The 14,198-nt window shown below is 72.1% G+C and carries 14 protein-coding genes; 4 read left to right on the forward strand and 10 right to left on the reverse strand.

Annotated elements, in window-relative coordinates:
* Nucleotides 1-2 precede the first annotated feature (2 nt).
* The 4 genes from ACZ45E_RS25580 to hemL form a co-directional block, all read right to left on the reverse strand.
* Complete coding sequence (locus tag ACZ45E_RS25580; RefSeq protein ID WP_468224440.1) at nt 3-623, reverse strand: TlpA family protein disulfide reductase; 621 nt, start codon at nt 621-623, stop codon at nt 3-5.
* Nucleotides 624-689: 66 nt separating this feature from the next.
* Complete coding sequence (locus ACZ45E_RS25585; RefSeq protein ID WP_468224442.1) at nt 690-1,967, reverse strand: polysaccharide deacetylase family protein; 1,278 nt, start codon at nt 1,965-1,967, stop codon at nt 690-692.
* 176 nt (nt 1,968-2,143) lie between these two features.
* A complete protein-coding gene (locus ACZ45E_RS25590; protein ID WP_468224444.1) occupies nt 2,144-2,866 on the reverse strand; it encodes a histidine phosphatase family protein in 723 nt (240 codons plus the stop codon).
* Complete coding sequence (gene hemL / locus ACZ45E_RS25595; protein ID WP_468224446.1) at nt 2,863-4,197, reverse strand: glutamate-1-semialdehyde 2,1-aminomutase; 1,335 nt, start codon at nt 4,195-4,197, stop codon at nt 2,863-2,865. The genes ACZ45E_RS25590 and hemL overlap by 4 nt, the downstream gene beginning before the upstream one ends.
* A 251-nt stretch (nt 4,198-4,448) precedes the next feature.
* Here hemL and ACZ45E_RS25600 point away from each other — a divergent pair, with 251 nt between their 5' ends.
* From ACZ45E_RS25600 to ACZ45E_RS25610, 3 genes are all read left to right on the forward strand, one after another.
* Nucleotides 4,449-5,039, forward strand: a complete 591-nt coding sequence (locus ACZ45E_RS25600) for a hypothetical protein (RefSeq protein ID WP_468224449.1) — start codon at nt 4,449-4,451, stop codon at nt 5,037-5,039.
* 230 nt (nt 5,040-5,269) lie between these two features.
* The gene (locus ACZ45E_RS25605; protein ID WP_468224451.1) at nt 5,270-6,577 is read left to right on the forward strand and encodes a glycosyltransferase family 4 protein; all 1,308 of its coding nucleotides are present in this window, start codon (nt 5,270-5,272) and stop codon (nt 6,575-6,577) included.
* 1 nt (nt 6,578) lies between these two features.
* The gene (locus tag ACZ45E_RS25610; RefSeq protein WP_468224454.1) at nt 6,579-8,126 is read left to right on the forward strand and encodes a hypothetical protein; all 1,548 of its coding nucleotides are present in this window, start codon (nt 6,579-6,581) and stop codon (nt 8,124-8,126) included.
* On the opposite strand, the gene ACZ45E_RS25615 is transcribed toward ACZ45E_RS25610, so the two are convergent.
* The 3 genes from ACZ45E_RS25615 to ACZ45E_RS25625 all read right to left on the reverse strand — a co-directional run bounded on the left by ACZ45E_RS25615 (nt 8,112) and on the right by ACZ45E_RS25625 (nt 10,626).
* The gene (locus ACZ45E_RS25615; RefSeq protein ID WP_468224455.1) at nt 8,112-8,771 is read right to left on the reverse strand and encodes a CE1759 family FMN reductase; all 660 of its coding nucleotides are present in this window, start codon (nt 8,769-8,771) and stop codon (nt 8,112-8,114) included. The two genes, ACZ45E_RS25610 and ACZ45E_RS25615, sit on opposite strands and share 15 nt — an antisense overlap.
* Nucleotides 8,768-9,865: an LLM class flavin-dependent oxidoreductase gene (locus tag ACZ45E_RS25620; RefSeq protein WP_468224457.1), complete on the reverse strand. Its 1,098-nt coding sequence runs from the start codon at nt 9,863-9,865 to the stop codon at nt 8,768-8,770. Before ACZ45E_RS25620 ends, ACZ45E_RS25615 begins: the two co-directional genes overlap by 4 nt.
* A gap of 164 nt (nt 9,866-10,029) precedes the next feature.
* On the reverse strand, nt 10,030-10,626 hold the full coding sequence (locus tag ACZ45E_RS25625) for a TIGR03086 family metal-binding protein (protein WP_468224459.1): 597 nt from the start codon (nt 10,624-10,626) through the stop codon (nt 10,030-10,032).
* A 90-nt stretch (nt 10,627-10,716) separates the two neighbouring features.
* Here ACZ45E_RS25625 and ACZ45E_RS25630 point away from each other — a divergent pair, with 90 nt between their 5' ends.
* Nucleotides 10,717-11,541: a DUF6597 domain-containing transcriptional factor gene (locus ACZ45E_RS25630; protein WP_468224460.1), complete on the forward strand. Its 825-nt coding sequence runs from the start codon at nt 10,717-10,719 to the stop codon at nt 11,539-11,541.
* 69 nt (nt 11,542-11,610) lie between these two features.
* Here ACZ45E_RS25630 and ACZ45E_RS25635 read toward each other — a convergent pair whose 3' ends face one another.
* The 3 genes from ACZ45E_RS25635 to ACZ45E_RS25645 form a co-directional block, all read right to left on the reverse strand.
* A complete protein-coding gene (locus ACZ45E_RS25635) occupies nt 11,611-12,378 on the reverse strand; it encodes an SDR family NAD(P)-dependent oxidoreductase (RefSeq protein ID WP_468224463.1) in 768 nt (255 codons plus the stop codon).
* Nucleotides 12,379-12,445: 67 nt separating this feature from the next.
* Entirely contained in the window at nt 12,446-12,781 is a 336-nt protein-coding gene (locus ACZ45E_RS25640; RefSeq protein ID WP_468224466.1) for a YnfA family protein, read from the reverse strand.
* Between the two features lie 50 nt (nt 12,782-12,831).
* Nucleotides 12,832-14,025, reverse strand: coding sequence for an RtcB family protein (locus tag ACZ45E_RS25645; protein WP_468224469.1), 1,194 nt, complete (start codon nt 14,023-14,025; stop codon nt 12,832-12,834).
* Between the last annotated feature and the right edge of the window lie 173 nt (nt 14,026-14,198).

The raw sequence follows: 14,198 nt of genomic DNA on the forward strand, positions 1-14,198 counted from the left end.
GCTCACTTCTCCGCGACTACCGGGTCGAGCATGTCCCGCAGGCTCTCCTCGCTGAGCGGCTTCAGCGAGCGCGCGGCGATCTTGCCCTCCCGGTCGACGATGATCGTGGACGGGATGGCCTGCGGGTTGAGCGTGCCCTTCTCGAACTTGAGGAGCAGCTTGCCCGTCGGGTCGTAGTAGCTCGGGTAGGCGACGTCGAAGCTCTTCTCGAACTCCTTGGCCGGGCTCGTGCTGGTGTCACGGGTGTTGATGCCGAGGAACCGCACGTCCTGCTTCTCGGTGGCCTTGGCGACCTTCACGAAGTTGGGTGCTTCGGCGCGGCACGGCGGGCACCATGAGCCCCAGACGTTGAGGACGACGACCTTGCCCTTGTAGTCGGCGAGGTCCAGCGCCTTGCCCTCCAGGTCCTCGCCCGTCAGGTCGGGGGCGGCGTGCCGCTCACCCTTCTTGACGGTGGCGATGCCGCCGGAGCTGGTCACGAAGTTGGTGTTGTTGCCGCCGCCGGACGTGCCACCGGAGCCGCACGCTGTCAGCGCGAGGGCCAGGGCGGTGGCTCCTACGGTCAGCGTGGCGGCGCGACGCGGGGTCGCGACGTGGCTCGGGGTGCGGCGGGCGGCACTCATGTGAAAAGTTTCGCATGTCTGTTTAGGGGATCTTCCGCACCCCCCTCATGGACGGAAAAGCCCATTTCAGGAGGGGTTTGTCGCGGCTGTCGAGGACTTCGGGGGCTGCGCGAGGAATTCCGGCCAGCCCCCGGCCGGCTGCTGCCCGACGTCGAGCGTGCGGAGCTTGTCGAGCACCTTCGGGTCCTGCGCGTCCATCCAGTCGACGTACTGGCGGAAGGAGACGAGGCGTACGTCACCGTGGCGTTCGGCGGTCGCGGCGATGTGCTTGAGCGCTCCCTCGACGGCGTCCATGTAGATGCCGCCGTTCCACTCCTCGAAGTGGTTGCCGATGAAGAACGGCGCCCTGTTCGTCTCGTAGGCCCGGGTGAATCCGGATATGTACGCCTCGGTGGCCTGCTTGCGCCAGCCCGGGTAGTTGTGGGCGGGCGCCTTGGTGGAGTTGAGGGACTGGTTGGCGAGCATGTTGTAGTCCATCGACAGCACCTCGAAGCTGTGCCCGGGGAACGGCACCGCCTGCAACGGCAGGTCCCAGACACCGTGCTTCTTGTCCGGCCAGCGCTGCCGCCCGCCGGGCGAGGACGCGTCGTAGCGCCAGCCGAGCTCGCGCGCCGCGGGCAGCAGGTTGTCCTGCCCGAGCAGGCAGGGGGTGCGGCCGCCGACCAGCTCCTTGTCGTAGTCGAACGGGAGCGAGGGCAGTTCGTGCCAGCCCGAGTTGGTCCGCCACTGCTTGACGAAGGACGTGGCCTGGTCGATCTCGCTGCGCCACTGCCGGGGCGTCCAGTGGGCGACGGAGCCGGCGCCGGTGCAGAAGTGCCCGTTGAAGTGCGTGCCGATCTCGTGGCCGTCGAGCCAGGCCCGGCGCACGTTCTTCAGCGTCGCCTTGATGTGCTCGTCGGTGAGGTAGCCGATGTCGGAGGCGCCGACCGGGTTGTTCGGCCCGTGGTAGAGCCGCTTCTTCGACTCCGGCAGCAGGTACAGGCCCGACAGGAAGAAGGTCATGTGCGCGCCGTGGTCCTTGGCGAGGTCGAGGAAGCGCGGGAAGAGCCCGTTGCCCACCTCGCCCGCGCCGTCCCACGAGAAGACCACGAACTGCGGCGGCTTCTGCCCCGGTTCGAGCCGCTCGGGCGCGGCGGGCTGGTGGGGCTGTTTGCCGGTGTACGAGGTCGAGCCGTCCCCGATGGGCCGGGCGGCGGGCCGCTCCGGCTTCCCGGGGTGTTCGGCGTGACCCTGCCCGTCCGGCGCGACAGTCGGCGTACCGCCCGATCCGCACCCGGCGAGCGCCGCCGCGGCCGCCGCCCCGGCACTCAGACCGAGAAGTCCCCTACGACTGACATCGCGCATTCCATCCCCATTCGTCACGCCCTGTACCCGTTCATGGCGGGCACAGAGTGAGAGGGCGCGACGATCACCCGGGTTCCGGCAATGCGGAGGTATTTGCGGTGTTTCGTCAGGAAGTGCGTGGCAGGAGGGGGTGCGGGCCGCCGCACGACGGCGGCCCGCCACCAAACAGCGAGTGTCTAGGCGCCGAACGCCTTGCCGCCGCCCTGGGCGCCCTTGACGGGCTTGGCGCCCGCCAGCAGATGGGCGGGGACGAGGTCCCGGGCCGGCTCGGTGTAGCCGACCGAGACGATCTTGTCGCCCTGGTACGTGAACGTGGTGAGCGAAGCGAGCGTGCACTGCCGCTTGCGCGGATCGTGCCACAGCCGCCGCTTCTCGACGAAGCTGCGCACGGTCCAGATCGGCAGCTGGTGGCTGACGCAGACCGCCTCGTGCCCGCGCGCCGCGTCCTTGGCCGCGTCGAGCGCGCCCATCATCCGCACGACCTGCTCGACGTAGGGCTCGCCCCACGACGGCTTGAACGGGTTGACGAGGTGCTTCCAGTTGTCCGGGTTGCGCAGGGCACCGTCGCCGACGCCGAAGGTCTTGCCCTGGAAGACGTTGGCCGCCTCGATGAGCCGCCCGTCACTGTTCAGGTCCAGGCCGTGCACCTTGGCGATCGGCGTCGCCGTCTCCTGCGCCCGCTCCAGCGGGGAGGCGACGACGTGCGTGATGTCACGGGACGACAGGTGCTCGGCGACCCGGTCGGCCATCTGCCGCCCCAGCTCCGAGAGGTGGTAGTCGGGCAGCCGCCCGTAGAGGACCCCCTCGGGGTTCTCCACCTCGCCGTGGCGCATCAGATGGACGACCGTGATGTCGTCCCCGCTCTTGCCCACGCCGCTCTTCTCCGTGCTCTCGCTCATGCCGTGGCCTCCGCGGCCGCGCGCGCGGCGGCCGGGAGCGCGGCCGCGACGCGCTCGACGGCCCGCTCGTCGTGGGTGGTCGAGACGAACCAGGACTCGAAGGCCGACGGCGGGAGGTAGACCCCCTGCGCCAGCATCGAGTGGAAGAACGCGGTGAAGCGGAAGGACTCCTGCGCCTTCGCGTCCTCGTAGTCACGGACCGGCTCGTCGGGGGTCCGCGTGAAGAACACGGAGAACATGTTGGAGGCGTTCTGCACCCGGTGCGCGACGCCCTCCTTGGTCAACGCCTCCGTGACCAGCGCGCGCAGCTGCTCGCTGACCGCGTCGACCTTCGCGTACGCGGCGTCGTCGAGGAGGCGCAGCTGGGCGAGGCCCGCGGCGGTGGCGACCGGGTTCCCGGACAGGGTGCCCGCCTGGTAGACCGGTCCTGCCGGGGCGAGGTACGCCATGACGTCGGCGCGACCGCCGAACGCGGCGGCCGGGAAGCCGCCGCCCATGACCTTGCCGAAGGTGATCAGGTCGGGCACGACACCGTCGACACCGAACCAGCCGGCCTTCGACGTACGGAAGCCGGTCATCACCTCGTCGGAGATGTACAGCGCGCCGTTCTCCTGGCAGGCGGCCTTGAGGCCGGCGTTGAAGCCGTCCCGCGGCGGGACGACGCCCATGTTGCCGGGCGCGGCCTCGGTGATGACGCAGGCGATCTCGCCGGGGTGCGCGGCGAACGCGGCGCGTGCGGCGTCCAGGTCGTTGTAGGGCAGCACGATCGTGTCGCCGGCCTGGGCGCCGGTGACGCCGGGCGTGTCCGGCAGGCCGAGGGTGGCGACACCGGAGCCGGCGGCGGCCAGCAGCGCGTCGACGTGCCCGTGGTAGCAGCCGGCGAACTTCACGACCTTCGCCCGGCCGGTGAAGCCGCGGGCGAGCCGGATCGCGGACATCGTCGCCTCGGTGCCGGAGGAGACCAGGCGGACCTGCTCGACCGGTGCGATCCGCTCGACGATCTCCTCGGCGAGGGCGACCTCGCCCTCCCCCGGCGTGCCGAAGGAGGTGCCGCGGGCGACGGCCTCCTGGACGGCCGCGATGACCTCGGGGTGGGAGTGGCCGAGGATCATCGGACCCCACGAGCACACGAGGTCGACGTAGCTGCGGCCGTCGGCGTCCGTCAGATACGGGCCGGTACCGGACACCATGAAACGGGGCGTACCGCCCACGGCTCGGAACGCGCGCACCGGGGAGTTCACGCCGCCGGGCGTGACCTGGGCCGCACGGTCGAAGAGCCCCTGCGAAACAGGTGCCTCATAGGGATAGGGGGTGTTGTTCGCCTCTGCCATGCCTCTCAGCGTACGGCCCGCTTCCCGGGCCCCCCGCGCGCGGACCCCGGGCGCCCTAGACTCGGACTGTCAGGGCGCTGTACGGCATCTGTACGGCGGCCGGGGGCGGGCCGCTCGCGCAGTTGTCCCACTCGGACGTTTCGGCGGGTGACCGTGGGGGAGGTCACTGACACGATGATCGGGTTGCGCGTCGGCGGTCGCGCGTCCTAGAAAAGGGCCTGGCGCCCTGAGAACAGCAGTCGGGTGGAGATATGCATCGCGGTGGCGGCGGACTGGGCGAGGGGACCGACGATCTGGGCCCCCGGCGTGCCCGGCGGGGGAAGCACCGGCGCGAGGGCCGCGACGACACGGTGGCACGGGTACAGAGAGCGACAGGCGGCGGGGACAGCGGGAATGGTGGCCGGGTGGGGGTGACGTACAAATACTTCGGCGCGCCCGACGGCGCGACGGCGGCCCGCGTCCCGATCTCCATGCGCCCCGAGGAGCTCGGCGGTGACGAGCTGGGCATGGGCGGCATGTTCACCAAGATCAAGCCGGAGACGATGGCCGCGATGGTCCTCACCGGCATCGAGGGCATACCCCTGCACCGGGTCCCCCCGCTGGAGCTCGTCGTCCTGCACCCCGACTACGCGGTCGTGAAGCTGCCGATGACGGTCGTCGACCCGCTGCGCGGGGTCGGCGAGGAGGCCGTCGGCGCGGCGGCGTTCATCTGGTCCACGGTCCCCGACCGCGGCGGTCCGCGGGACGCGTTCAACGTGTACCAACTCCTCCACGAGTGGCAGGACTTCAGCCACCGGCTGCACGATGCGGGGCATCAGGCGTACTGCCTGGTGTGGCCGTGACGCCGGTCGGCTCCTGACCGGCGGCGGCCGGCTCTCGCCCGAGACCCGGGGCGCCGCCCCCGTCCCCGCCCCGCCCTGCCGCGTTCCCCTGATCAGCCGTCGGCCAAAGGGCTTCTTACCCGCCCGTCACCCGGCGCGGAGCAGTGGCTTACCCGCCCCCGGCGTCCGGTGCCGGTACATCAAGGGGTGTGCGGGCCCGTGCCGGGCGCCTGCCGGGGAAGGCACTACGTATGAAGATCGCGTTTCTGCTGCACAACGTGTACGCCGTCGGCGGCACGGTGCGCACCACACTCAACCTCGCCGCGGCCCTGGCGGAGCACGGCGGCCACGAGGTGGAGATCGTCTCGATGTCCCGCCACCGCGAGAAGCCCCGCTTCGCGGTCGACCGGCGGATCTCCCTCGTACCGCTGGTGGACACCCGGGCGGGCAGCGCGGACACCTGCCGGCCCGCGTACGGGGAGCCGTCCCAGGACTTCCCCGCCGCCGAGAAGCGGTACCGGCAGTACACGCTCCTGCACGACCAGCGGGTCCGCGCCTACCTCCAGGAGCGCTGCACCGCCGACGTCGTGGTGGGCACCCGGCCCGGCATCAACGTGTACCTCGCCACCTGGGGGCCGCGGCGGGCGCTGCTCGTCGGGCAGGAGCATCTGCGCCACGACGCGCACGGCAAGAAGCTGCGCGCCGCGCTCGCGCGGCACTACCGGCGCCTCGACGCGCTCGTGACGGTGACGGAGGCGGACGCGGCGGTGTACCGGTCGCGGATGGCGCTGCCGGGGGTGCGGGTGCTGGCCGTGCCGAACATCGTGCCGCCCGCCCCTGTGCCGCCCTCGGACGGCTCCTCGAAGATCATCGCGGCGGCGGGGCGGCTCGCCCCTGGCAAACGGTACGACCTGCTCCTGGAGGCGTTCGCCGAGGTCACCGGGCGGGCCCCCGACTGGGAGCTGCGGATCTACGGCGGCGGCGCCCAGGAGCCGCATCTGCGCGCGCTCGTCGGCGATCTCGGGCTGACGGGCCGGGCCCGGCTGATGGGCACGGTCTCACCGATCGAGCCGGAGTTCGCCGAGGCGGCGCTCGTGGTGAGCGCGTCCGACGCCGAGTCGTTCGGGATGACGCTGGTCGAGGCGATGCGCTGCGGCGCCCCTGTCATCAGCACGGACGCGCCGCTCGGCCCCGCCGAGATCATCACCGACGGGGTCGACGGGCGGCTCGTCCCCGTCGGCGACGCGCGGGCGCTCGCCGGGGCGATGCTGGAGCTGATCGAGGACCCCGCGCGCCGCGAGCGGATGGGGGCGGCGGCCCTCGCCTCGGCGCACCGCTACGACCCCGAGCCCATTGTGGCGCGATATGACTCCCTTTTCATGGAACTCCGGGCCTCCCGCCGCCGTCGAGCATGGCAGAGGTTCCGCGCCCGGGTGACCAACTGGGCGCGCAGGAAGGCCCGTTCGGTGCGTGGTGCGCGGCCGGGCGGTCCAGGGGGGACATCGAATGACCGACGACGCAGTCATGCCCGTGGCACCGCGCAGCCGGGACGCTCCTAAGGTGCGCGCGACGCCCATGCGGCCGCCCGCGCCATCGGAGCCCCCCGCCACCACCGGACTCCGCTGGTGGCGGCCCGGCCCGGGGGCGGAGGCGGACCGGCGGGGCCGATGGCCGCTCGCCGCGCGCTCCGCGCCGGGCGCCGACGCCTGGCTCGGAGTCGTCGCCGCCCTCTACTGCGTCTGCCAGCTCACCCTGGTCGTGACGCGGCTGGGGCACGGTCTCGGCTGGGACGAGTCGGTCTACGTGTCCCAGTACGACCCCCGCAACCCGACCGTCTTCTTCAGCGCCCCGCGCTCCCGCGGCACAAGCCTGCTGACGGCGCCGCTCGTCGCGGCGACCGGTTCCACGACCGTGCTCCGGATCGCCCTCGCCCTGCTCTCCTCGGCCGCGCTGTACGCCGCGTTCCGCGTGTGGCGGCCCCTGGTCGGGGCGCGTACGACGGCGTTCGCGGCGCTGCTCTTCGCCGGGCTGTGGATCAGCCTGCTCTCCGGCGCGATGGCCATGCCGAACCTGTGGGTGGCGTTCGGCGCGGTCGGCGCCGTGGGCTGGTTCCTGCGCGACGACGGCCGGGGCCGCCACTGGTGGCTGGCCGGATGCGTCGCGGCGGTGGCCCTCTTCCGGGCGCCGGACGCGGCCTGGCTGGTGCTGCCGCTGGCCGTCGCGGCGCTGCTGCTCCGCGAGCGCCGGCGGGCCCTGCCGTTCCTGGTGGCGGGGCTCGTGGCGGGGCTCGCCCAGTGGGTCGTGGAGGCGTACGTCCGCTGGGGCGGGGTGCCCGAGCGGCTGCGCGTGTCCAGCGCCACCGAGGGTGACATGGGCCTGCACCTGAATCTGGGGACGGCCTGGCGCGCGGTGAACGGTCCGCTGCTGTGCCGGCCCTGCACGGCGGGCAGTCCGGCCCACCCCGAACTCGCCCTGTGGTGGCTCGCCCTGCCCGTGCTGGCCGCGGCCGCCGTCTACACCGCGCGCCGCATGCGCCGCCCCGCCCCGGTCGTCCTGCCGGTGGTCTGCGCCGCCGCGCTGGCGGTCCCGTACCTCCTGCTCATCGGCTACTCGGCGCCGCGCTTCCTGCTGCCCACGTACGCGCTGCTGTCGCTGCCGGTGGCGGTGGTGCTGCGCCGGCTGCGCGGCCCGCGGCCCCTCGCGGTCGCGGCCGTCGCCGTCCTCGCGTTCCACCTGGCCTCGCAGTTCGCCGTGGTGGACCGCGTGGTCGGCTCGACCGCCAGGACCGACGCCCGGTACGTCGCCGCGGCCCGGGGCCTGCACGCGATGGGGGTGACACCGCCCTGCCTGGTCACGGGCCCGCGGGCGTTGCCCGTCGGCTACGCGGCGGGCTGCGCCTCGGCGCAGACGAAGGGCAACAACCGCTCCACGACCCGGGCCGCTCTGCTGCACCGGGCCGCGCGGGTCCCCACGGCCCTCCTCATGGAGTCCGGCCACCGGCCGCCGCAGTACGCCCGGGACTGGACCCCGTACGAACTGCCGCACACCGGTGGCTGGACGGCCTGGAAGGCGCCGGTGCCGTACAGGTCGCGGCTACTCGGGCCGTAGGGCGGCCAGCCGCTGCTCGAACGGGACCCCGTCGAACCCGTAGTTGTCCGTCGGGTCCACCGAGGTGATCGCCCCCGTCAGCGAGCGGGGCGCGATCGCGGCGGCCGTGTCGACGTCCGGCGCGGCGTCCGCGGCGACCGGGCCCATGAAGCGGGCCAGTTCGGCGCCCGCGCGGGCGATCCGTCGCTCAAGGCCCTCCTCGCCCCAGTCCTCCGACGCCGCGTAGACGGCGGTCGGCAGGACGAGGGCGCGCAGGTACGTGAAGAGCGGGCGCAGCGCGTGCTCGGTGACCAGGGAGTGCCGGGCGGTGCCGCCGGTCGCGGCGACGAGGACCGGTTTGCCGGTCAGCGCGTCCTTGTCGATGACGTCGAAGAACGACTTGAACAGGCCGCTGTACGACGCCGAGAACACCGGGGTGACGGCGATCAGGCCGTCCGCCGCGGCCACCGCGTCGAGCGCGGCGGCCAGGCGGGCGGGCGGGAACCCGGTGACGAAGTGCTGGGCGATCTCCGTGGCCAGGTCCCGGAGCTCGACGACCTCCACCTCGGCGGCGACGTGCCCGGCGGTGGCGGCGGCGAGCCGGTCGGCGAGCAGCCGGGTCGAGGACGGTGCGCTCAGCCCCGCCGAGACGACGACGAGCCTCATTCCGCACTCCCTTCCGCGGCGGCGGACTTGGCGGCCACGCGGGCCGTGTGGGTCGGCGCGTCCGGCACGTTCGCCGGGCGTTTGTTCGCGAACTCCTTGCGCAGGACCGGCACGACCTCCTCGCCGAGCAGGTCGAGCTGTTCGAGGACGGTCTTCAGCGGCAGGCCCGCGTGGTCCATCAGGAACAGCTGGCGCTGGTAGTCGCCGACGACGTCACGGAAGGCGAGGGTCCGCTCGATGACCTCCTGCGGCGAGCCGACGGTCAGCGGCGTCTCGCGGGTGAACTCCTCGAGGGACGGGCCGTGCCCGTAGACCGGCGCGTTGTCGAAGTAGGGGCGGAACTCGCGCACCGCGTCCTGGGAGTTCTTGCGCATGAACACCTGGCCGCCGAGGCCGACGATGGCCTGCTCGGGGGTGCCGTGCCCGTAGTGGGCGTAGCGCTGCCGGTACAGGTTCACCATCTGCTGGGTGTGGCTGGCGGGCCAGAAGATGTTGTTGTGGAAGAAGCCGTCGCCGTAGTACGCGGCCTGCTCGGCGATCTCCGGCGAGCGGATGGAGCCGTGCCACACGAAGGGCGCGACGCCGTCCAGCGGGCGCGGGGTCGAGGTGAAGGACTGCAACGGGGTGCGGAACTTGCCCTTCCAGGTGACGACGTCCTCGTCCCACAGACGGCGAAGGAGGGCGTAGTTCTCGACGGCGAGGTCGATGCCGTCGCGGATGTCCTTGCCGAACCAGGGGTAGACCGGGCCGGTGTTGCCGCGGCCCATCATCACGTCGACGCGACCGTCCGAGACGTGCTGGAGCATCGCGAAGTCCTCGGCGATCTTCACCGGGTCGTTGGTGGTGATCAGCGTCGTGGAGGTGGAGAGGATCAGGTTCTCGGTGCGCGCGGCGATGTAGCCGAGCATCGTCGTCGGCGAGGACGGGACGAACGGCGGGTTGTGGTGCTCACCGGTGGCGAAGACGTCGAGCCCGACCTCCTCGGCCTTCTGCGCGATGGCGAGCATCGCCTTGATGCGCTCGTGCTCGCTCGGCGCGCGTCCGGTCGTCGGATCGGTCGTGACGTCGCCGACAGTGAAGATCCCGAACTGCATGATGCTCACCCTCCCGGGGTTGTTGACTGTTCAACTATACCCCGGAACGGGCCGTGCTCCTGAGGTATTCCCCAGGTCGCGGGAGGCGTCGGGAGACGGCGGGAGGCGTCGGGAGACGGCGGGAGGCAAGGGGCCCGGCGGAGGGGCGCAGCAGGCGGCGGCCCTTACGCGGCGCCGCGGTACGGGTCCCGGCCCGTCGCCGCCAGCAGCGCCTCGAACGCCGGCGCGTCCGCGTCCACCGCCACCGGCTCCCCGAACACACCCATCGTCCTGGCCGTCGGCGACAGCTCCGCCACCGCCGCGGCCAGCCGCCCCACCACCTCAGGCGGAGCCTCGTACGACTGGCCCGTGGCCCGTGCCAGATCCCACGCGTGCACCGTCAGGTCCAGCAGCGCCATCGAGCCGACCAGCCGCGCCGGCATGTTCATCGTGCCGCTCGTCCCCTCCTCCGCGCCGGGCGCCGACCACGCGGCGACCAGCGCCCGCGCCTCGGCGGCGAACCGGCCCCGCCAGTCCCCGCCCTCCCCCACCCGGTCCACCGTCGCCGAGAAGTCGGAGTCCTCCTTCACCGCCAGCTTCTGGAACTCCACGACCACCTGGAAAAGGTGGTTGACCAGGGCCTTCACGTCGTAGTCCGCGCACGGTGTGGGCGCCGGGAGCGCCTCGTCGCCGATCCCGGCCACGACCGGCACGGCCCGCTCGGCCGCCATCCCCAGCAGCTCCCCGACCCCGTACGCCTTCTCCTGCTCGTCTGTGTCCATACTTCGACGCTACGAGCCCGCGCCCCGTACCGCTTGAACAAACGCGACGCCCGCCGGGCCTCTCCCCGGAACCCGCCGTACGATCCCGGCATGGATCGGGACCAGCCCGCGCCCCGCCGCGACACCCGCGGGATCGTCGACCCGGCCGCGCTGCTCACCCGGGTACGGTTCCGCCGCCACGCCCCCGCCGAGGCACTGCGCCCCTACGTCGAGACGTACTGGCTCATCGACTGGGACCTGCCCGCGCCCTACGCCTCGCACATCGTGCCGCACCCCTCGGTGAACCTCACGTTCCAGTGGGACGAGTACGACACGGGGACGGCGCCGTACGGGGAGCTCACCGGCGTCGCCGCGCCCGGCCTCTACACCCGCAAGATCGGCGGCCGCGGGAGGGTGTGCGGGGCGAAGTTCTGGCCGGGGGCGTTCCGGCCGTTCGTCCCGGACGTGCCGGTCGCCGAGTGGACAGGACGCGTGCTGCCGTACGAGGACGTCTTCCCCCGCGCCGACGTGGCCGCCGTCGTCTCCGCCGGGGACGACCACGTGAGGACCGCCGCCCTCGACGCCTACCTGCTGGCCCTCGCCCCGGCCGGGCCCGACCCGGCCGCCGACCTCGCCCGGGGCCTCGTCGCCCGGATCCGCGCCGACCGCGGTGTGCGCCGCGTCGCCGACCTGGCCAGGGCCGAGGGGATGACGGTGCGCTCGCTGCAACGCCTGTTCTCCGGATACGTCGGCGTCAGCCCCAAATGGTGCATCCTGCGCTACCGCATCCACGAGGCCGTCGAAGCGGCCGCCGCCCGCACGGACATCGACTGGGCCGCCCTCGCCGCCGACCTCGGCTACGCCGACCAGGCCCACCTGGTCCGCGACTTCACCGCGACGGTGGGCGTACCCCCGACGGCGTACCCGACGTCCTAGCGGACCGGCCGCCCCCGCGGTTCACTCCGGGCGCAGGGCGGCCTTAGCACAGCCGCACCGGCCGCCGCGTCACTGCTCGCGGTGGACCTTCGAGTTCGACGCCTGGGCGCGCGGCCGGACCACCAGCAGGTCGATGTTGACGTGGCTGGGGCGGGTGACCGCCCACGTGATGGTCTCCGCGACATCGTCCGCCGTCAGCGGCTCCGCGACACCCGCGTACACCTTCGCCGCCTTCTCGGTGTCCCCGCCGAACCGGGTCAGCGCGAACTCGTCCGTCTTCACCATGCCGGGCGCCACCTCGATGACCCGCACCGGCGTCCCCACGATCTCGAGGCGCAGCGTCTCGGCGAGCACGTGCTCGGCGTGCTTGGCCGCCACGTACCCGCCGCCGCCCTCGTACGTGCCGTGTCCGGCGGTCGAGGACAGCACGACGACCGTGCCGTCACCGGAGTCGGTGAGCGCGGGCAGCAGCGCCTGCGTGACGTTCAGCGTGCCGATGACGTTCGTCTCGTACATCTGCCGCCACTGCTCCGGGTCGGCGGAGGCCACGGGGTCCGCGCCGAGCGCGCCGCCCGCGTTGTTCACCAGCACGCCGACCGTCTTGAACGCGGTGGCGAACTCGTCGACGGCCGCCCGGTCCGTGATGTCCAGGGCGTACGCGGCGGCCTGGTGCCCCGCGCCGTTGATCTCCTCCGCCAGCGCCTCGATCCGGTCCTTGCGGCGGGCCGTGAGCACCACCCGGTACCCGGCCGCGGCCAGCTGCCGCGCGGTCGCGGCGCCGATACCGCTGCTCGCGCCGGTGACGACGGCGATACGGGAAGACGCTGCGGGGGCCATGAGCTACTCCTCGAACGGCAGGACTGCTGTGCGAACGATCGACACCGCCCAGCCTACGACCCGGGGCTCAGTCGCCCCGGGGCGCATACATGATCACGGCCATGCCCGCCAGACACACCAGTGCCCCCACGACGTCCCACCGGGTCGGCCGGTACCCGTCCGCGACCACGCCCCACGCGATCGAACCCGCCACGAACACCCCGCCGTACGCCGCCAGGATCCGCCCGAACTCGGCATCCGGCTGCAACGTCGCCACGAACCCGTACAGCCCCAGCGCGATCACCCCGGCCCCGATCCACACCCAGCCGCGATGCTCCCGCACCCCCTGCCAGACCAGCCACGCCCCGCCGATCTCGAAGAGGGCGGCCAGCACGAACAGCGACACGGAACGGGCGACGAACATGCGCCACAGGGTGCCACGCGGGGCCGGCGCGAAGGGCGGAGCCGGGCGGTTCAGCCCTTCACGCAGACGACCTGCTTGATCTTCGCCACGACCTCCACGAGGTCGCGCTGCTGGCCCATCACCTGGTCGATGTCCTTGTAGGCGCCGGGGATCTCGTCCAGGATCCCGGAGTCCTTGCGGCACTCCACGCCCCGGGTCTGGCTCTCCAGGTCGCGCACCGTGAACCGCCGCTTCGCCGCGTTGCGGCTCATGCGACGGCCCGCGCCGTGCGAGGCCGAGTTGAACGCCTTGTCGTTCCCGAGCCCCTTGACGATGTACGAGCTGGTCCCCATGGAGCCGGGGATGATGCCGAGATCGCCGGAGCCGGCCCGGATCGCTCCCTTGCGCGTCACGAGCAGGTCCATCCCGTCGTACCGCTCCTCGGAGACGTAGTTGTGGTGGCACGAGATATCGGGCTCGAAGGTCGGCCGGGCCTTCTTGAACTCCTTGCGGATCACGTCCTTGAAGAGCGCCATCATGATCGCCCGGTTGTGCTTCGCGTACTCCTGCGCCCAGTACAGGTCGTTGCGGTACGCGGCCATCTGCGGGGTGTCGGAGACGAAGACCGCGAGGTCCCGGTCGACCAGCCCCTGATTGTGCGACAGGTTCCGGGCGACCCCGATGTGGTGCTCGGCCAGCTCCTTGCCGATGTTGCGGGACCCCGAGTGCAGCATCAGCCAGACGGCGTCCGACTGGTCGACGCAGAGTTCGATCATGTGGTTTCCGCCGCCGAGCGTTCCCATCTGCTTCGTGGCCCGCTCCTGCCGAAACTTGACCGCGTCGGCGACGCCCCCGAACCGCCCCCAGAAGTCGTCCCATCCGGCGGTCCCGAAGCCGTGCAGGCGGCCCGGGTCGACCGGGTCGTCGTGCATGCCGCGGCCCACCGGGATCGCCTCCTCGATCTTCGAGCGGAGCCGGGAGAGGTCACCGGGGAGGTCGTTGGCGGTGAGGGAGGTCCTGACCGCGCTCATGCCGCAGCCGATGTCGACGCCGACCGCCGCCGGGCAGACCGCACCCCGCATCGCGATCACCGAGCCGACCGTCGCGCCCTTTCCGTAGTGCACGTCGGGCATGACGGCCAGGCCCTTGATCCACGGAAGGGTCGCCACATTGTGGAGCTGCCGCATCGCGACGTCCTCGACGGAGGCCGGGTCCGTCCACATGCGGATGGGGACCTTCGCCCCCGGAACCTCTACGTACGACATGAAATCCCCCGAATACAGGCGTGGTTGCTGCTATATGAGCCAGAGGTACTGAAGTGGGAAAACGCAAATACCGGGGCCAAGTCGACGAAACGGATGACGGACCGGCGTCCACGGCAGTGCGTGCGATAGACATTGTCAGCACTCGTCGCCCAGCGGCGGCAACCGAATAACCA

This window comes from Streptomyces sp. NPDC030991 (genome assembly GCF_055571235.1).